At 33.7% G+C, this 20,828-nt stretch carries 17 protein-coding genes; all 17 read right to left on the reverse strand.

Translation table 11 applies throughout. The features are described from left to right. Window positions 1–86: 86 nt before the first annotated feature. Window positions 87–1,700 (reverse strand): peptide ABC transporter substrate-binding protein, encoded by a 1,614-nt coding sequence (locus AC1VAQ_RS18285; protein ID WP_302597543.1) that lies wholly within the window; start codon window positions 1,698–1,700, stop codon window positions 87–89. 44 nt (window positions 1,701–1,744) lie between these two features. Further along, window positions 1,745–2,341 (reverse strand): dephospho-CoA kinase, encoded by a 597-nt coding sequence (coaE, locus tag AC1VAQ_RS18290; RefSeq protein ID WP_302597544.1) that lies wholly within the window; start codon window positions 2,339–2,341, stop codon window positions 1,745–1,747. Between the two features lie 24 nt (window positions 2,342–2,365). After that, window positions 2,366–5,008: a DNA polymerase I gene (gene polA / locus AC1VAQ_RS18295; protein ID WP_479904323.1), complete on the reverse strand. Its 2,643-nt coding sequence runs from the start codon at window positions 5,006–5,008 to the stop codon at window positions 2,366–2,368. 52 nt (window positions 5,009–5,060) lie between these two features. Continuing rightward, complete coding sequence (gene recO, locus AC1VAQ_RS18300) at window positions 5,061–5,819, reverse strand: DNA repair protein RecO (protein WP_302597546.1); 759 nt, start codon at window positions 5,817–5,819, stop codon at window positions 5,061–5,063. Between the two features lie 10 nt (window positions 5,820–5,829). Next, a complete protein-coding gene (locus AC1VAQ_RS18305; RefSeq protein WP_302597548.1) occupies window positions 5,830–5,952 on the reverse strand; it encodes a YqzL family protein in 123 nt (40 codons plus the stop codon). 102 nt (window positions 5,953–6,054) lie between these two features. Next, window positions 6,055–6,963, reverse strand: a complete 909-nt coding sequence (gene era, locus AC1VAQ_RS18310) for a GTPase Era (RefSeq protein WP_302597549.1) — start codon at window positions 6,961–6,963, stop codon at window positions 6,055–6,057. Between the two features lie 56 nt (window positions 6,964–7,019). Next, window positions 7,020–7,520 carry an rRNA maturation RNase YbeY gene (ybeY, locus tag AC1VAQ_RS18315; RefSeq protein WP_302597550.1) on the reverse strand — a complete coding sequence of 167 codons (501 nt, stop codon included), beginning with the start codon at window positions 7,518–7,520 and terminating at the stop codon, window positions 7,020–7,022. Continuing rightward, complete coding sequence (locus tag AC1VAQ_RS18320; RefSeq protein WP_302597551.1) at window positions 7,517–9,538, reverse strand: HD family phosphohydrolase; 2,022 nt, start codon at window positions 9,536–9,538, stop codon at window positions 7,517–7,519. Before AC1VAQ_RS18320 ends, ybeY begins: the two co-directional genes overlap by 4 nt. A 34-nt stretch (window positions 9,539–9,572) precedes the next feature. Continuing rightward, window positions 9,573–10,532 (reverse strand): PhoH family protein, encoded by a 960-nt coding sequence (locus AC1VAQ_RS18325; protein ID WP_302597552.1) that lies wholly within the window; start codon window positions 10,530–10,532, stop codon window positions 9,573–9,575. Beyond that, window positions 10,525–11,757: a sporulation protein YqfD gene (gene yqfD / locus AC1VAQ_RS18330; RefSeq protein ID WP_302597553.1), complete on the reverse strand. Its 1,233-nt coding sequence runs from the start codon at window positions 11,755–11,757 to the stop codon at window positions 10,525–10,527. Before yqfD ends, AC1VAQ_RS18325 begins: the two co-directional genes overlap by 8 nt. Window positions 11,758–11,770: 13 nt before the next feature. Continuing rightward, a complete protein-coding gene (yqfC, locus tag AC1VAQ_RS18335; RefSeq protein WP_302597555.1) occupies window positions 11,771–12,073 on the reverse strand; it encodes a sporulation protein YqfC in 303 nt (100 codons plus the stop codon). Between the two features lie 153 nt (window positions 12,074–12,226). Then, entirely contained in the window at window positions 12,227–13,780 is a 1,554-nt protein-coding gene (locus AC1VAQ_RS18340) for an ABC transporter substrate-binding protein (protein ID WP_302597557.1), read from the reverse strand. Window positions 13,781–13,855: 75 nt separating this feature from the next. After that, on the reverse strand, window positions 13,856–14,776 hold the full coding sequence (locus tag AC1VAQ_RS18345) for a carbohydrate ABC transporter permease (protein WP_302597558.1): 921 nt from the start codon (window positions 14,774–14,776) through the stop codon (window positions 13,856–13,858). 16 nt (window positions 14,777–14,792) lie between these two features. Beyond that, window positions 14,793–15,752: an ABC transporter permease gene (locus AC1VAQ_RS18350; protein ID WP_302597559.1), complete on the reverse strand. Its 960-nt coding sequence runs from the start codon at window positions 15,750–15,752 to the stop codon at window positions 14,793–14,795. A 192-nt stretch (window positions 15,753–15,944) separates the two neighbouring features. Continuing rightward, a complete protein-coding gene (locus AC1VAQ_RS18355) occupies window positions 15,945–17,558 on the reverse strand; it encodes a response regulator (protein ID WP_302597560.1) in 1,614 nt (537 codons plus the stop codon). Window positions 17,559–17,572: 14 nt separating this feature from the next. Then, complete coding sequence (locus AC1VAQ_RS18360; RefSeq protein WP_302597562.1) at window positions 17,573–19,354, reverse strand: sensor histidine kinase; 1,782 nt, start codon at window positions 19,352–19,354, stop codon at window positions 17,573–17,575. Beyond that, a complete protein-coding gene (locus AC1VAQ_RS18365) occupies window positions 19,347–20,687 on the reverse strand; it encodes an ABC transporter substrate-binding protein (RefSeq protein ID WP_302597563.1) in 1,341 nt (446 codons plus the stop codon). Before AC1VAQ_RS18365 ends, AC1VAQ_RS18360 begins: the two co-directional genes overlap by 8 nt. Window positions 20,688–20,828 lie beyond the last annotated feature (141 nt).

Here is a 20,828-nt window from a genome sequence, read left to right on the forward strand (position 1 = left end):
TTCTAGTCTAACAGTAAAAATGGCTGTAGACAATGTAATTGTCTACAGCCTGAGACTACTCATAAGCTTATGAGTAGTCTTCACTTTTATGATTTTGTCCACACTTCTACATTGGCAAAGATATTTAGAGGCGTTGGATGGACATTGCCTTTGATTTGGCTACTGGTCATCATAACAGACTTTTTGAAGTACAAACTTAAGTATGGATTTTGAGTAATAAAATATTGTTGGAACTTATTAAAAGCTTCTGCCTTTGTTGTTTCATTTGCTAAAAAGGCTTTTTGAAGGAGTTCATTCATCGTTTCATCATTATATCCTACATAATTTTCACCACTTCCGATGCGATTAGAATTAAGTGCAAAGCTTAAATCTGTAGCATATGAAAGCTTGAATCCACCTAGAAAAGCATCAAATTGTCTGCTAGTAATGCGATTAAAATACGTATCTTTGTCAACTGCTTCAATCGTAACCTCTATACCAATCTCTGCATAAAGTTCTTTAATAACTTTAGCTACATTAACACGGTCTGTATTTTCCTCATTTACTAAAAGGGTAAATCTAAATGGCACATTATTTTTCATAAGTAGACCATTACTTCCCTTCTCATAGCCTTCTTGTGTAAGCAAGAAGCGTGCTTTTTCTTTGTCATAGGTACGTATCTCTATACTTTTATCATAAAGATAAGAAACTGGACTAATTGGTGTGTCTGTAACAATAGCATGTTCTAAATAATAACGCTGTACCATATCTTGACGATTAATCGCACATAGTAAAGCTTCCCTAATATTTGCATTTTGGAAAATAGCTTTACTTAAATTTAATCCCATAAATTCATAAATATTAGAAGCCATTTCATAAGATGAAGTCCCTTTGTTATTTGTATATTTTCCCCATTCTGTAAGATCTGTATAAACAACATCAATGAGACCTTGCTTAAATGCATACAAACTACTTTCTTCATCCGGAATAATATTAACCTGTACGGATTCAATTAAAGGCTTTCCTTTAAAATAGCTGCTATTTGCTTTAAGAGACATACGCTTAGATGCAGTAAAATCTTCAAATGTATAGGGTCCTGAACCTACAGGACGCATTATCGCACTTGCTTGATCTTTCACATCATAAATATGTTTTGGAATGACAGGGAAAAATAGTGTCTGTAATACGCCACTAAAAGCCTGTTTATAAATAATCTTTAAAGTATACGCATCTACAGCTTCCATAGAAGCAATGTTTTCTACACTGCTTTTATAAGGACTATCTGGTATTTGCTGGATTTGTTGTAACGTATAAATTACATCTGCCGTTGTAAGTGGCTGGCCATCATGGAATTTTACATCATTCCTTAATGTAATTGTTACGGCAGTTTCTGTTTCATTTACCATCCAAGACTTTGCAAGATTACTACTAATTGTGCCATTTTCTTCGATATTTACAAGTGGACTAAAAATAAGAAATAACACTTGTTGTACATTTTCAGGCACATTATAAAGTGGATGTAATGTTGTTGGCGTATTCATGGCAATAATCATTTCACCTTGCTTTGAAACTGTTGACGTATTTTGAGGTGTCTCTGTTTCAATGGGTGTGTTTGAGTCATCCATAACGTTCTGATCTTCTGGCTGATTTGTATTTGTACATCCAACAAGTAAAGCAAGTAGCATGATGAGCATCAAAAAAATCTTATGACGCTTTTTCATCTTTTGTTCCTCCTTGTTTAAATAAAGTATATGTTCTAATCTTGTTATGTTAATTCATTAAGTATATTTTGTATTTGTCCTTTAGTATGTTCAAGCGAAATACTATTATCCACCACATAATCAGCTACCATCTTAAAGTCTTCCCAACTTTTTTGTACTTTCATACGTGCTGTCACGACCTCCAATGATACACCTTCTCTTTGCATCACTCGCTCTATACGTATATTTTCCTCTGCATAAACGGCTATTACTGTATCTACAATTTCTATAAGACCACTTTCAATAAGAAGTGCTGCTTCTAATAAAATATGATGTTGTGGTGCTGCAAGCTTAAACCATGCAATACGTCTTTCAATTTCTTCTCGAATCAGAGGATGTGTAATCCCATTGAGAATTTGAAGCTTATTAGTGTCACTAAATACAATGTTTCCCAACTTTTTACGTACAATTTCACCTTGCTCATCTAAAATAGAAGGACCAAAGGCCGCCAGAACAGGTTCATATGCGGCCTGGCCTTTTAAAAGTATTTCATGACCAATGGTATCTGCTTCAATGACTTCAATAGGTGTAAGTTCAGTAAGCTGAGCGGCTACAGTCGTTTTTCCAGCACCAATTCCTCCTACAATTCCTATAATCTTCATTTTATACCTCACAAGTTATAAATTTTATTTTACGTCTAACCAATTTTCCCCCTCATGTACTTCCACAAATAAAGGTACACTGAGCGAAACCGCATTTTCCATTTCTTCTTTTAATAATTTCTGAACTATACTAATTTCGCTACGATGCGTTTCAATAAGTAGCTCATCATGTACCGTTAAAATTAATTTTGACTTTAAATTTAAATCTTTAAGTTTTTGATGCACTTTAACCATGGCAATTTTAATGATATCTGCAGCTGTTCCTTGAATTGGCGTATTCATCGCCACACGTTTACCAAATTCACGCATATTATAATTACTAGCTAAAATTTCTGGTATTTCACGTTTACGATTAAACATTGTTCCTACATAACCATTGCGCATGGCAAAATCAATTGTTCCTTCAATATACGCTTTAATACTCGGATATTTTGCAAAGTAGCCATCAATATAGGCTTGAGCTTCTTTCTGTGGAATCTTAAGATCTTCTGCTAGAGCAAAAGCGCTAATACCATAGACAATACCGAAGTTAACAGCTTTTGCATTACTTCTTTGTTCACTTGTTACCTCATCAAAAGGCACACGGAATACCTGTGACGCAGTAAGTGTATGGATATCTAGATTTTCTTTGAAACCACGAATAAGTGTCTCATCTCCTGAAATATGTGCTAATACACGTAATTCAATTTGTGAGTAGTCCCCATCTAAGAAAACATAGTCTGATGAAGAGGGTACAAAAAGTTTACGAATCTTACGTCCCATTTCAAATTTAACCGGAATATTTTGAATATTTGGTTCAGTGCTACTTAGACGTCCTGTTGCTGTAATTGTTTGATTAAATGTAGAATGAATCTTTGCATCTGGTGTCATAACACTTAAAAGACCATCTACATATGTTGATTTCAGCTTCGTATATTGACGATATTCTAAAATCTTAGCCACAATAGGATAATCATTTTTTAAAGCTTCTAATACTTCTGCAGCAGTTGAGTAACCTGTCTTTGTTTTTTTTGCAGCTGGAATACCTAATTTCTCAAATAAAATCACGCCCAATTGTTTTGGTGAATTAACATTAAAGGCTTCCCCTGCCATTTCATAAATTTCTTCTTCAAGAGTTTTAATGAGCACCTGTAAATCTGTACCATATTGTTTCAACCCTTGTATATCCACACTAATTCCTGCCATTTCCATATCAAAAAGTACTTCAATAAGTGGCATTTCAATTTCATAGAAAAGCTTGTCCATTTGTTCTTTTTCTAAGGCTACTTTCATGGCTGTGGTAGATTTTTCCACAACCTGTGCACGTTTTATCATATTTTGAATACGTACATCCTCCTCTAATTGTAACCACTTAATCATGCTCTTTCCTTTACCTAAAAGAGCTTCAATGCCTAAAAGATTCATGCCGGTATCAAATAGTTCTGCTAGTTCTGCCAAATCATAAGTCTTACTTGTAGGATGTAGTAAATAGGCTGCAATGAATGTGTCAAAATCTACTTTTGCAATACCAATACCGGCTTCCATTAAACCATGACGTAAGTTTTTGCTGTCATGAATATTTTTACTATAACTACTACTTTCAAAGAATTCAATAAGACCTGACTTGGCATCTAAATCCGTTAAATCCCACTCTAAATAATAAGCTTTTTCCTTAACATATAGTCCTAATCCTATGATGTTTTCTTCCATGAAATAACTTAAGCTAATATTTTCATCTTTATGAAGATCTAAGAATTGTTTAAAGTTTTCTTTTGTTAATGTTATAATTTCTAACGGTGGCAGAACTTCTTCTGATGCTTTACGACCAAGTCGTGTTAAAAGTGTCTTAAGATCTAATTCCTTAAGTATATTATATGCCTCATCATCCAAACTCAGTTCATACTCAAAGTCATCCCACCTATAATCAAGTGGTACATCACAAACAATAGTTGCAAGCATTTTACTATCTCTTGCATCTTGTGCATAAGTCATAAGATTTTCTTTTAATTTCTTTTGCTTAATTTCTTCGACATGTGCTAATAAGTTTTCAATACTACCATATTCCTTAATAAGCTTAACCGCCGTTTTTTCGCCAATACCAGGTACGCCTTTAATATTATCAGACGTATCCCCCATAAGGCCTTTGACATCTATAAACTGAGTAGGTGTTACTTCATAAACTGTTTCTACATCTTTTGCAAAGAAGCTTTCAATTTCTGTTCCCGTCTTTTTGGTACGTGGAATTTTAATTTCAATTTGATCTGAAGTAATTTGAAATAAATCACGGTCACCTGATACAACTGTTACACGTAAGCCTTCTTTTTCACCTTCTTTGGCTAATGTACCAAGGACATCATCTGCTTCATAGCCTTCCTTTGAAACAATCTGAATATTCATAGCTGTAAGTAGCTTTTTTAAAAGAGGCATTTGACTACGTAATTCTTGAGGCATACCTTTTCTTGTTCCTTTATATTCACTCGAAAATTCATGACGAAACGTTGGCGTGCTTAAATCAAATGCAACACCTAAGTAATCTGGCTTTTCTTTTTCAATTAAGGAAAGCATAATATTCATAAAGCCATAAATGGCGTTGGTATAAACTCCATCTTTATTCGTTAAAAGAGGAACACCATAAAATGCACGATTAGCAATGCTATGCCCATCAAATAATAATAATTTTTTACTCATAGTTCACCTCTTACTTTTATTTATCTTTAGTATACCATATTGTGTAAAAAAATTACATTTTTTCAATACGTCCTATAAAATCTAAAGTTTTAAATTCTTTATCTATATAATACCCCACATATGCCTCACATACACCATCTAGTTCTGCTTGAATTTCAGGTGTTAAATTAAAATAAAAAAGTTGATTCAATGGCACATTTACAATATACTTCATACAGTATAACGTTGTATATTGTATACTTAAACTGAAATTTACATCTAGCTTACAAGATTTGCATACAAGCCCACCTTCTTCAGGTGAAAAATAATAAATCTGCCTTGCATCTTCTTCAAGCACTTCACCACACCCACTACATGCCATCAGTTGTGGCATGAAGCCTATAAGGCTCATTGCCCTTAGTTCAAAGGTACGGCGAATGAGCTGGGGTGTCATTTCTCCTTTGGTAAGAGCCTTTAGTGTCATGAGTGTAAGTTTTAATAAATCCTGCTGAGGAAGTTCCGGTTCGGTAACGCTTTGAATAAATTCCATAATATAACTGGCATAACTCAGATTCATTAAATCTTCACGAATACTATGAAACATTTCAATGACTTCAACACCTACTAAACGATATGTATCTTTAAAGCTAGTCAGCATAAAATCCCCGTACACAAAAACCTGAGTTCCTGAGGCAAAGCCCTTATCAGATTTTTTTGCACGAGGTGCTAGAACTTGTATTTTCCCTATTTCCTTTGTAAAGAGAGTGATATATTTATCACTCTCTCCTATCGTATATTCTCTTATAACTAGTGCTTTCGTTTTTAGTATCACGTTACAATCATCATCCTATCTCATGTTTACTTAGCTCAGCTCTTTTTTCATAAGCGGCTTCATATTCTTTAAAGTTAAGGTAGGTATCTATATTACCTGTGGTCATGAAATAACTCCAAAATTCTTGTAACATATGCACAACTCCCTAGTTAAGATTTATATTTCTTTATTAAGTTGTGTAGTTTTCTTTTTCCTATGCTACAAAAAATATACCATTTCAAAAGCCCTTGACAAGTTACATTAAATCTTTACCGTTATAACCATAGTTTTTAATTAAGAAGTCACTATCACGCCAGTTTTTCTTAATTTTCACCCAAAGTGTAAGATAAATTTTTGATCCTAATAGTCTTTCAATATCATAGCGTGCCTTTGAACCAATTTCCTTAATCATTTGACCTTGTTTACCAATGATAATACGTTTATGTGAATCTCTTTCACAGACAATCGTTGCTTCTATATCTACCATATTTCCTTTCTCACGACGTTTCATACTATCAATTTCTACAGCAATACCATGAGGGATTTCTTTATCTAATAAATGCAGTGCCTTTTCACGAATGATTTCTGCTACAATTTGACGCTCTGGTTGGTCTGTAAGCATATCATCTGGGAAAAATTGAGGTCCTTCTGGTAAGTAGTTCGGAATACATTTTAATATAGCTTCTACATTTGTTCTTTCATATGCTGAAATTGGAATAATTTCTTTAAAGTCATAAGCCTTACTATACACATCAATTGTTTGAAGAACGATTTCTTTTGAAACACTATCAATTTTATTAATGCATAAGAAAACAGGTGTATTAACTGTTTTAAGACGCTCAATAATTTCCTGGTCTAATTTTCCAATGAATGGATCTGCTTCTACAAGATAAAAGATGGCATCTACTTCATTTAAAGTTGTTGTTGCTGCCTTTACCATGTATTCTCCGAGTTTATTTTTAGGTGTATGAATTCCTGGCGTATCAATAAAGATTGCTTGAAAATCTTCTCTTGTTAAAACTGTCTGAATACGGTTACGTGTTGTTTGAGGTTTGTTAGACATAATAGCTACTTTCTCACCAATTAACGTATTCATGAGTGTTGATTTACCCACATTTGGGCGTCCAATAATAGATACAAAACCTGATTTAAATCCTTGTTTCATTTATTTATCTCCTAATAAGTTAGTTTACCATAATGTAAGTGATAGGAAGGTTTTTCCTATCTTAAGATAGCAAGACATTGTAACACATTTTCTTGCTTTTGTCTCATATTTTTTTCATCTGCTTCTGTCATATGATCATAGCCTAATAAATGTAACATACTATGGGCTACAAGGAAACATACTTCACGTTCTAATGAATGACCATATTCTTCGGCTTGAAGTACTGCGATTTCATCACACAAAATAATATCACCTAAAATCACTTCTTCTGTATCATAGTTTACACAACTGCTTGTGTCTAGGGTATCCCAATTGATTTTCCCTATACATTCTGGTTCTATTTGAGGGAATGAAAGTACATCAGTCGGTCTGTCAATTTGACGGTGTTCACGATTAATTTCATGAATTTCTGCTTTATCAACTACAGTTAAGCTTACTTCTACCTCATAAGGTACTTCTTCTTGGTCTAGACACTGATTCATTACAGCCTTTACCTTTTCCAGTAGTCCCGGATGTTTGTCAAAAAATTGTTGTTCGTCTTCTAAATAAACTGTCACTTTTCTATCCTTTCTGGATACTTTATTCTTTCGTGATACATACCTTTTAGCATTTTTGTAAAAGACTCTATAATCTTATCTATATCCGAAATATAAAGTTCACATTCATCTAATTGTCCTTCTTTAAGTTTTTGCCTTACCATCTTAGCCACTAAATCATGGATGGTAAGTTCTTCACCTATCTTATCTTGCATAGAGCGAACTGTAGCTTCTACTACATCTGCTAACATTACAAGGGCAGCCTCCTTTGTACGTGGCCGTGGACCTGCATAGCAAAAATCTGCTTCACAGATTTGCTGCCCGCCTTCTGCCTGTGCCTTCATATAAAAGTACTGCATACAACTTGTCCCATGATGTTGTTTAATAATGTCAATAATATATGGTGGTAATTCATATTCCTTAGCAAGTGTCTCACCATAACTTACATGGGCAGCAATACGACTATAACTTTCGTAAGGCGTTAAATAATCATGTGGATTTTCTTTCCCTTGGTTTTCTTTGAAATAAGAACTTCCACTGAGTTTTCCAATGTCATGATAATAGCCACCAACTCTTGCCATAAGCGGATTTGCACCAATAGCATCTGCAGCTGTTTCAGCTAAGTTAGCGACTAATAAACTATGATAATACGTTCCTGTAGCCTCTAATAAGAGACGTTTTAATACAGGTTGATTTGGATTAGTGAGTTCTAAAAGTTGCATAGGTGTCATAAAATCAAAGGCTGACTCTAAAAAAGGCAAAATACCCACCACTAATACAACTGCTATGACACCCATTACAAAGGCTGCTACACATTCTGCACCTATTGTAATATTAAGTGTCGCGCCACTAAAAAGTTTAAGACTTAAATAAGTTATACATTGGATACCACCAATAAGTACAGCATTCATAACGGTCTTGGCACGTTCTAACATATTACGCACTACAAAGATAGCTCCAATGCCTGTAATCATAAAGTAACTAATACTTACAAAATCAGATTTTAAAATGATAGCTGTAATGAGTACAATTAAACTATGTACAAGTAGTGCAAGTTCCATCTCCATGGCAAAAGCTACTAGCATAGCCACCATACAAATAGGTAAATATACAAATGGCAATGTCTTCATTGTCCTTACCATTAAAATAGTCACTGTATAAATCATAAAAAGAAAATTATATTGTTTATAAGTCCACTTCTTATGATGAGTATGTACATAATTAAAGGCAAAAATACTACCTAAGCCTATTAAAATTATAAAACCTAAATATTGTTTATATCGCCCTGATTTCTTTGTATCCAAATAACCTACCTTTTCAAGTAATGTATAGGTTTCTTCTGTTACTTTAGTCCCTTGTTCTATGATTTTCTCACCAGCTAAAACATATACAGGTTCTACCTTTTCACGTGCTGCACGAATTGCTTCATTCGTAGCAAGTTCATCTACAACTACATTAGGTTTTAACACACTACTAATAATGTCCTGTGCAATTTTCTGTTGTGTTAAGGTAAGTGTACTTTCTTCTAGTGCTGTACGTAAACTGAGGCTATTGCTTTGATCATCCTGCGAAATCCCTTCATCAAATAACTGACTTCCCACCTCAATACATGTTTTTTGCATATTTTCAAGACCCTGATCTGAAAGTCTAAGTAAAGTTGCATATTGTTCATTATAAAGGGCTATTGTTGCATGGTCACTTAAAATCCTCACAAGTTCATCTTCACTGCGTTCCTCTAGAGTATTTACTTTGAGGGCTTTAATATAATTAAATAATTCTTCAATATCACTAATAGCTTGTTCTTGTACTTTGCTATCTTTCTTATACTGCGTTTTAACTGATGCCTCTGCAAGGTCTCTCTTCCTATTCGTAGCAATTTCATTTTCAACTTGGAAAGGTGCTAAAATAGTTTCTTTTGCCACCTCTCCAATTTGAATTTGAATCTTCTTTGTAAAAAAGTTACCTGTAAGTACTGCAAAGAAAGTCACAAGTAAAGCAAGTGCACCAAAAATAAATACACTGTATCTTTTTTGAATCATCTTTTGTACCCCCTCTAGATACTACACTGCTGTGCTATTTTTTTTCTTCAAAAGCTTCATAAGCATCAACAATGCGTTGTACAAGAGGATGACGTACCACATCACGACGGTCAAGGAAACTAAAACCAATACCTTCTACTTTTTCTAAAACTTTAAGAGCTTCCTTTAAACCACTTTGCTTTTCATTAGGTAAGTCCACCTGTGTAAGGTCTCCCGTAATAACGGCCTTTGAACCAAAGCCAATACGTGTTAAAAACATTTTCATCTGCTGAGGCGTGGTGTTTTGTGCCTCATCTAAAACAATATACGCATTATTTAGCGTACGTCCACGCATATAAGCAAGAGGTGCTACTTCAATAAGTCCCTTTTCCATATTCTTTTCAAAGTTTTCAGGTCCCATAATTTCAAAAAGTGCATCGTATAATGGTCTTAAATAAGGATCGACTTTGCTTTGAAGATCACCTGGTAAGAAACCTAATTTTTCCCCTGCTTCAATGGCTGGTCTAGTTAAAATAATTTTACTAACTTCATTTTTGCGAAATGCATTAACTGCCATAGCCATAGCTAGGTATGTTTTACCTGTTCCTGCAGGACCTATCCCAAAAACAATGCTATTTTCACGCATACTTTTAACATAATCTGCCTGTCCTATTGTCTTACACTTAATAGGTTTACCGAGTTGTGTGAGTGTAACAACTTCTTTTTCCATGCTTCCTAATTTTTTTTCTTCATTATTTTTAAGTGTTCCCATAAGATATTCCACCTTTTGTGTATCAATTTCCTCATTTCTCTTTGCAAGACTTATAAGTTTTTCAAAAACACGTACCGCTAGCTTAACTTGTCCCTCACCCCCACTTACCTTCAGTTTATCATTACGGAGGACAACACTTACTTGTAACTCTTTTTCAATTAATAAAAGATGTGCATCAAACTGACCAAATACAGCAGACATATCACAGTTTTGTACTTCTAATTCTTTTTCAAATTTACTCATTGGCATTTTCTCCTTCGCTAGATCCTTCTGGTTGCACCAGAGGTGTTGCTTTTACTTTATAACCTATTTCTTCTTCTGCCATAACATGGAGCACTCCAGTTACACCCTCCTGGGTTTCTTTAAAGAAGACTTCTCTTTTTAAAACGTTGGCATTATCTGACAAGCTACCACGTAAGTCTTCCCAAAGCTGACTTAAAAGCATATCTTTTGCTTCTTCCACAGTTAAAGTTTTATAGTCTGGGGTATACCCTACTCGGGTTTGTACCTCATAAGCAAATGGTAGTGGAAAAAGCTTAGTAATATGTAATTGATGAAGTGTCACTTGCGTATCATAGTCTTGAGATCTAATTTTTTGATTCCAAAGCGTAAAAGAATGATTAAATAACTTCAAACTATACTTCTTACTCACTTCATCGGTATAATTCTTCTTTACCTGAGTGAAATTGACTTCACCTTTTGCACTGTAAACCGTCTTTCCTATAACTTTTGCCTTTGAATCTGTTGCATAAATAGATTCTGATTCTGCACCTAGTGGCATTTGCCCTGAGACTAAAACTTCCCCTTTCTTTACAATATCCCCCTTTTTTACTTTTGGCATACCTTTATAAACAGCAATAGAAGTTACAAGTGCATCTCTTTTTGCTACAATATCTGTTACCTTTCCTGTTGGAATCACCATGTCTGGCGGTGGAACAGTCTCTGCAACTTGTACAACAAGTCTAGTACCTTCAAATTTCATCGCTGTCCAAACAATATCTGGATAAGTTTTTACTAAATAAGCCTCTGCCTCTCTAAGGTCTAAGCTATTTTTCCATTTTCCTACACCATAACCTTGTTCCTCTAGAGAATTTATAATATCCATACTGTTTAAACGACTAGCACCCTCCACATCTACAAGCCATACAAAAGAAGAGAGACACCATAGCATGATGACAAATAAGCCAAGTCCTATGGGCATGAGTTTACGTCTTTTATAACGATGCATTGTAAAGGGCATACCATATTTTTTTATAATCTTCACTCTGCAGCGTGCTTTTTTAACAATAGGCTTTAAGGCTTTAAAATCTTTTGCCATTATTTTAAACTGAATCCTATCACCTATAGCACGTACATCCCATACTTCAATTTCCCTATTTACGGTTAAATTCATAAATCGTTCAAGTGCAAATCCACTTACCTCCACTATAACATATCCATGTAAATAATGCCATAATGTTAAAAACAAAGTCGCCACCTCCTTAAATAAATAAAATTTGTTTAATTTGCCCTCTAATTGTAATGACCTCAGCTGTCATACTTCTGGCTTCTAAATCTTGCCCCTCTATAGTAAGCGGACCTACTTTAGTATTTAAACGAATACGAGATTGTGTATATTCAAGTAGCCCTGCAAAATTTTCTACACTAATTTCTGTATTGCCCACCAAGGTAATATTAGGTACATCCATTACAACTTCCTGTGGCAATTCTAGTGCTAAGCTGATTTGTTCTCTTAAAGATTTCTTAGCACCTTCTTTAAGCTTCTTTTTTGATTTCATATTCATACTCACCCCTTATATACTATCTTATGCAAAAGCTAGGACATGTAGACTATAAAAGGTTGTATTTTATATTACCCGATTATGGTGCATCAACGTATAAATTAAAAGAACCTACCACGGTTCTAACTTTGTGGTAGGTTCTACTTTCACTAAAGATTATTTATTTTTTGTAGCTGCAACCCATGCATCTAATTGAGCTTGTTTTTCTTGGATAATTGTATCAGAACCTGCTGCTTTCATAGCTTCGATAGCAACTGGTAGCATTTCTTCTGGGTCAAGTTTACCTGTTTCAAGTCCTGGTACATATTGTTTCCAAACGTTAGCACATTGTGCAATTTCTGTTTGTACATTATCTGTGTTAAATACGAAACCAAGTGTTTGTGTTGGTTTTGCTTCTTCATTGAACGCTTCGAATTTATCCCATTTTTCTGGATCTTCAGATTCCCATAAGTAGTTAAGGAATTGATTACCAAATGCCCAACCTAAAGATAAGTTGTATTTATTTTGATTTGCACCTGCTTTAATAACATTGTCAGATACTTTATCATAGTGTTCTCCCTCAATACCAAAGTTGATTAAGTTATTGAAGTATGGATCTGTATTGAAGAGTTCAAGTACTTGAAGTGCTACATCTGGATGTTTAGATGTAGAAGAAATAGCTTGCATTGAACCTGTTGTTTCACGATTTGACATAACTGGATCTGTAATATTAATTTGAATATATTCTTGACCCATTGAAGCGCCCTCTTCAACATCTTTTCCTGGTTTTAAAGAACGTGTTGCACAGAACATTTTGCCTGCTTTTTGATCTTGTGTGTAATCTGTAATTGTATCAGCATCCTCTTTAATATAGCCTGCTTGATAGAATTTATGCATTAATGTAAAGAACTCTTTTGATTCTGGTGCTTCTAATTCATTGAATACCTTATAGTCTGTTGTATCATTTGTTACAACACCTGGGTAATTTTCACCACCGATTCTATCGAAGTCAAGTAGTCTATATGCTGATTCACCTTGAAGTGATTCAAAAGCATAAATACTTGGTTCATTGTCTTTAATTGTTTGGAAGAATGGTTCCATATCAGCTAAAGATTTAACATTTGAGAAGTCCATCTTATATTTATCTGCATATTGTTTAAGTACTAAGAATCCCCATTGGTGAGCTTTTTCTTTATTTGCTGGAATTGCGTAGTTAATACCATCAATTTGAGAACCAGCTAAGAAATCCTCACCAAGTAATTCTTTTGTTTTTGGTGCATAAGTTTCAAGCATTTTTTGATCATCATTTAATGGTACATAAGCACCTTTACGAGCTTGTGTGAAGTAATCATTACACCAGTTACATGTGAAACAGATATCAAATTCTTCACCTGAAGAAATAGCTGTTTGTAATTTATCTGGGTATGTACCAAAATCATACATTTCAATTTTAAGATTAGCTGGAATACCTTTTTCTTCAAGGTATTTATTAGCAGCTTCAAGTACTTTAGGCATATCTTCTGGTGTAGATGCACCAGCTGCATACCAAAGAATATCAACTTTTTGTGTAGATGCAGGTGCTTCTGAAGCATCTGCTGTTGTACTTTCGCTTGGAGAAGCACTTGTTTCTGATCCAGTTGCTGCGCTACCGCCGCCGCATCCTGTTAATGCCATACTTGCAAGACAAAGTGTACCTGCGACAATTGTAAGACCTTTTTTGAATAATTTCATTATAATCTCCTCCTAAAAATTTAAATTAAATTTTAAAATAAAACTCTTAAAAATAACTTATGTATATCAAACCAATTATTCTTTTGTTGCACCCAGTGTAATACCTTTTTCAAAGTATTTTTGGAAAAATGGATAAGCAAGAACAATTGGTCCAATAGCGATAATAGCCATCGCCATACGTGCTGTTTCTGATGGGATATTCTTAATATCAATCGTTGCACCTGCTGAAGATGCAGTAATTAAACTGGCAATCTTAGATTGCATTTGATACATTAAATACTGTAAATTGTATTTATCAGGGCTTGTAATATACAATAATGGGAAATACCAGTCATTCCAGTATAGCAACATACTAAACATCAAGACTGTTGCAAGTGCCGGTTTAGCAAGTGGCATTACAATTCTAAAGAAAGTATAATACTCACCAGCACCATCAATCTGTGCAGCCTCAATTAAGCTCTTAGGTACATTTGTTTTAAAGAATGTACGAATAATCATTACATAGAAGGCACTGAATAACTGCGCTAATATAAGTGCTAGAATACGATCTTTAAGACCAAGTACTTTAACAAAAACCATATATGTAGGAACAAGTCCACCTGAGAATAACATGGTAATAACACAAATGACATTAAATGCACTTCTGTACTTAAAATCATCTCTTGAAAGTGGATAAGCATATAACGCCATAATGATAAGTCCTACAAGGCCACCCACAAGTGTCGTAAAAATAGATACCCCATATGCTTTTACAACAGTCATAATATTTTCAAATATATATGTATAGGCTGTGAGGCTAAACTTTGCTGGGAAAATACTATAACCCTTTTCAATAATTGTCATTTCATCTGTAAATGAAACCATTAATACTAAGATCAGAGGGTAAATACATATGATGGCAATAATCACAAATAAAATGTTTAATAAAATATTTGTTCCTTTTGAAATTTGTGTGCCGCTTGATGCAGCACCAACTGCTTCTGCTTGTTTTTTCAATGTATACTCCTCCTCCCTAGATAATTGCACTATCTGGATCAAATTTTCTTACAATAGCATTAAAGGTTAAAATAACGACTAAACCTAAAATTGCTTGATAGAAGCCTGCAGCTGCAGATAAACCAATATTACCTGTAGCAGTAAATGCACGGTAAACGTATGTATCAATTGTATTCGTTACATCTTGAAGAACACCAGTATTTCTTGGAACTGTGTAGAAAAGCCCCATATCCGTGTAGAACATTCTTCCTAAGCGAAGAAGTACCAATACAATTGCAAGTGGTACTAGACTTGGTATGGTAATATACCATATTTGTTGAAGCCTAGATGCGCCATCAACAGATGCAGCTTCGAAAAGTTCTTGATTAACACCACATACTGCTGATAAATAAACAATAGTATCATATCCTGTCCATTTCCACGTATTTACAATGACTAAAATCAGTGGCCATGCATCAGGTTTGGAATACCATGAGACCTTTTCTCCTCCGAACATTTGGATAATTCTATTAAGTGCACCATAGTCATTACTTAATAAACCAAATACAACATAACTAATAACTACCCAAGAAAGGAAGTAAGGAATAAAGAATAAACTTTGATAAACCTTTGCTGCTTTCTTATTACGAAGTTCATTTAAACAGATTGCCATGAATACTGGTAGAATAAGACCAATAATAATGAAAACAACATTGTATCCAATAGTATTACGTGTAATCTTCCAAGCGGCATTGGATTTAAACAAGTATTCGAAGTTCTTTAGACCATTCCACCCCGATCCAAATAACTTCTGAACAGTGTCCATCTTTCTGAAGGCGAACACCAGTCCAAACATGGGCAAGTAGTTATTTAAGAGCATAACGATTAGCCCAGGCACTAACATAGAAATTAGTGTTAAGTTTTTCTTACTAGCTATACTATTTTTTACTGTCTGTGTTTTAGCAACTTCAATTTTCGTATTTGATTTGCTACTCATTCGCTTCACCTCTCCTCGGTATTATCTTATAACTTTTGCCTATTTTTATTAATAGAATATGTTGTCTTTTTGTGAATATTTTATCAGGATAAAATGGTCAAAAATTTACACTTCTTTTTTATCATAGACTAGCTTTTTGCATAAAAAAATAACTTATAGCACTGCAACTATAAGTTATTTTTTTACCTGCTTTTAACCTACAATTTGTTCTTTATATTCTGTAGGCGTCATATTGACATACTTTTTAAATATTTTAGAAAAGTAATGAGGATCTTGAATACCAACGAGTTCTGCCACTTCATATGTTTTATATCTATTGTCTTTTAGAAGTTCTTTTGCTTTTTCAATACGAACTTCATTAAGATATTCCACAAAATTTTTGCCCAGTTCCTTTTTAAACATTCTGCTTAAATAATAAGTACTTACATAGGTATGTTCTGCTAATTCATTAAGGGTAATGGGCATGGTGTAATTTTCACAAATATAATTCATAGCATTTTGCAGAATTTGATTAATATTTTTCTTATTATAGCGATTAATACGATGTACAACACTATTAGCAGCTTCTTTTAAAAGGCTTTGGAGTTCTGAAAGCTGATTTGCATTTTCAATCATTTTATAAATATTAGAGATATCCTTGTTTACTTCTTTATCTTGTACTTCTAAGTTTTTAATAGAAATACGAATCATATTAATTTCATAAATAAGATTCCAGTAAAAGGTCTTTATTTGCTCTGGATCAAGGCTAGCAGCTTGTACTCTCTGTTCAATCTGTGCTAATATTTGCGTCACATCACCTTCATTACCAGTTTTAATGGCCTCACAAAGTTTCTTATCATACCCATCAAAGGCAATACTTTCTTGACTCTTATAAAATCCATTTAAATCACGGTATAAGATAATCGAACTACTTCCCATATAAAAACGATATGCAAGGCCATTTTTACACTCTAGCATCTTTTCATGAAGTTGTTCAACCTTACTCCCCTTTGTACTAATGGAGATCGTCACTGTGAAGTTAAAGCAACTTTCTATAAGTTGCTGAATGCTGTGTGCTTTTTTGTATACATTATCTACCAAAAGTTCACTTTCTGTTAAAGGACAAATAATAAAGGCTATTTGTTTGTTGCTTAGTACAATTTTTTCCACTTTAAAATCATCCGCAAACATTTCTTCAACAGTATTTACAATGCCAAATTGATAAAGTTGTTTCTGATAGGGTTCTAAATGATTTGATTCACCATCCATTTCAATAATTATCATTACAAATTCATCAATAGATATCCCGTAAAGTTCAAAGCCTTCATTAATTTCTTCTTCATTAATATTAATTTGGAAAATAATATCATATAGCAATTTTTCCTTAAGCAAGGGAATGCTTTCTTCAAAGCACTTCTTAAGTTTCTTCGTCTCTAATTGATCATCTCTTTGATATTTAAGTTCCATAACAGCCCTCTTTACAACTTCACAGATATCTTCAATACTAGAAGGTTTTAAAATGTAGTCAAAGGCTCCTACTTTAATAGCCTCTTGCATATATGAAAACTCTCTATATCCTGATAAGATAATAAATTTGCTATGTGGAATAATACGCTTTGCACTACGAATCATTTCAAGCCCATTAATTTCAGGCATATTAATATCTGCGAAAATCAAATCAGGCTTATATTCTTCTATTTTTTCCAACCCTTCTACCCCGTCACAGGCCTCACCACAAATTTCACACTGAAATTTTTTCCAATTGATAATATTAATTAATCCTCTACGAATGGTAGGCTCATCATCAATTATTAACACTTTAAACATAAAAATCCTCCTCTTTAGTTATTTACTGGGATTCTTACTTTTATCTTTGTATATTCTTCATACTTACTTTCAACACTTAGGCCATAATCTGCACCAAAAAATAGTTTGATACGTCCATTTACATTTTTTAGACCAATTCCATGTCGATCCTCCCCTAGCAAATAATCATCTTTATCATCCTGAAACTTTTGATTCATCAAAGCCACTTCTTCTGGTACTAATCCCTTGCCATTATCCGTAATCTCAATCATAATGTCTTCATTGTCTCCCCTTTTCACAGCGAGATGGATAATGCCTTTTTTGCGTGTACGATCAATTCCATGATAAATAGCATTTTCAATAAGTGGTTGCAGTAATAATTTTGGGACTCTACTGCTTAACAAGCTTTTATCTATATCGCTTTCATACACAAGCCGTTCACCATAACGATTTTTCATAATTAAAATATAGCTATCGATATAATGCAATTCCTTACTTAATGGCACCATAGGATTTCCCTTACCTATGCTCGCCTCCATAAGTGCACCTAAAGAAGTTACCATATCTCTAATCTCAGGCACATTATTAAGCTGTGCCATCCAGTTAATTGATTCCAAAGTGTTAAATAGAAAGTGTGGATTAATCTGTGCTTGCAAGGCCTTTAATTCTGCTTCTTTCCTTGTAAGCTGTTCCTTATAAACCTGATTTAAAAGCCTATCTATCTCTTCTGACATTTTATTAAAACAGGTTGTGAGATACCCTAACTCATCTTGCCTATCTACAATAACCGGCTCGTAAACTTTTTCTTGATCTACCTTTTTAATTCCCTCTACTAAGCGATTAATAGGGGCTATAATATCTACTGCAGTTAAAATACTAAATATAGATAAAATAATAAGTGTACAAACCATTATTAAAACAAGTAAAAGACGAAAATGATTCAATTCATCACTTAAAAGCTTTTGAAGGCTGCCTTCTGCTATAATCTTCCATCCAGTATCTTTCATCCGAATAGCCGCTACGAGTCGATCTGACTTATTATCAATCTTATAGTTCCATTGCTTATTTGCCTCTTCTAATGCCAGACTTATCTCATCATTTACCCAGTTGCTTTCAGTTCCGATAATCCATTTGTTTTCTGGACTTAGAATGTTAATATGTTGCACAAATTCATTTGAAAGCTCACTATAAATCCCCTTTAACGCTTCCCGATTAATAAGGACAACTAGTAGTGTCTTTTCCTCCAATGTATCATTATCATTAATCATTCTTACAAGATAGAGGTTTTTAATGGCACCTTCCTCATCTAAATCATAGTACCAAGCAGATTCACCTTCATTTTCACTTGCCAAGTCCCTTAATGCTTCATATGGCACTGTCTCTTTAATACCAACTTTGCCTGCATAAATATCATAACTATAAGTTTTTCCCTCTCTTGGAATAATTGCAATAGACTGTATGTACTTTTCTGCTAGGCATATCTTACTTAAAGTATCATAAATATAAGCTATTTCTTCTTCATTTAGCTGTTTTGAATGATAAGCTTCTTTATCTAATATTTCATAAAGCTGCCTATCGAATATAATATCTCTAGTACTGTCGATTATATCATCTGAAAAATCTGCCATACGCAGTTCTATCATTTTCAGAACATCTGCTGTATAACTAATAGATTTATTTTGAATGATATTATGTGTATTTTGATATAATATCACCCCCATAAATACCATAGGAATAATAATTTGAACTGAAAATAATAATAATAGCTTTTTTTGTATCGGTATATTTTTATATAGTTGCTCGATGTAGTTAATCATGTTTACCTCCTTGTGGTATTGATCGCTCATTCCTAATGAGTTTCACCCATTCAAAAACCTGTTCTTCAGAAACTGTTCCTTTAAACACATTTGGAATTTGTTTTACAATAATGTCTTCCCATAGATTTCTATCAATAAAACTATCTACAGGTCCCACAAGTTCTTTAGCCTGATCTACCAAATCATTTCCTTGCCTTATAACAGCACCATCTAATACTGTTTCTTCTATATAAGTGCCGCTAATAAAACCTGAACCTTGTTTTAAAACCCTAATCGTTTCTTCTGAGGTAAAATCCTTAAGTAAGTTTAAACATGCCTCCCGTTTATTAGGATCTTCCCACGCATTTTGACTAATATGTAAGATACCATTTCCCAATCCATAAATAATCGCACTAGAATCTGCTTTTCCTCCTTTTATATCCGGAAAGGCAATAATCTTAACACTTGTATCATTTTCATCTAGCACATTATCTCCTATAAACCATGAGCCTTGTACAATCATTGCCGCTTTCTTTTGTAAAAACAAATCGTTTCTTGCTTTATCATCTAAGGTGAATATATCTTCTGGAAAAGCTCCATTTTCATAAAGTATCTTCATATATTTCATGCCTTCTAAGAAGCAGGGTTTCATATTTCCTTCATTATCAAAAGGATGTTCAACATCCTCTTTTCCACCTAACTTCATAATAATATTTTGATAAAGATAACTCCCCTCTGGTGTACTATTATATGCAATAGGAATAATGCCATTAGCCTTAAAGATTTTCACGGCCTCTAAAAGTTCTTCAAAAGTAGTTGGTATCTTTACATCATAGGCATCAAATAAATCTTGATTAATAAATAATCCTTCATAGATAGCTTCAATAGGTAAACCATAAATACGATCATTAATGGTAACGTAATCCCAACTAGAGGCTTTAAATCTTTCATACCACTCTTGATCTTCCTTCAATACATCTGTTAAATCAGCTATACGATGATTTGCAACTAAAGTCTCAAAATCTAAACCAGGCCAAAGGCCAAATAAATCTGGTGGATTACCACTTGCAAAGTCTGTTTTTAAAATAAACAAAAAGTCTTCTCCTGCCATAGATGAGTCCTTAATTGTAAGGTTTGGGTACTTTTCATTTAAGTTTTTTAAAATAAGCTTTAAGCGATCCGCTTTACTATCATACGCTCCCCAGCTACTCATAAAATCTATCGTTGTTTTTTCATGAATAGATTCTATAGGGATAATTGACACCTCCTTTTTATCATAGGACAAATAAATCACTGCACCTGAGATAATGCATAAAAGTATTAAGTTAAATATTATAATATATTTCTTTTGCATGTTGTTTTGCTGTACCTATTGGCTCGCGTCCCCCTCTCAACCTACTACTTGAAATACTTTAATAAATCTTTATAATATTTTAACATATTTTTATGGCATTGGTATAATAAATATAAAATTTTTAGAAAAATTTGTTGTATA

The sequence above is a fragment of the Cellulosilyticum sp. genome (assembly GCF_982396655.1).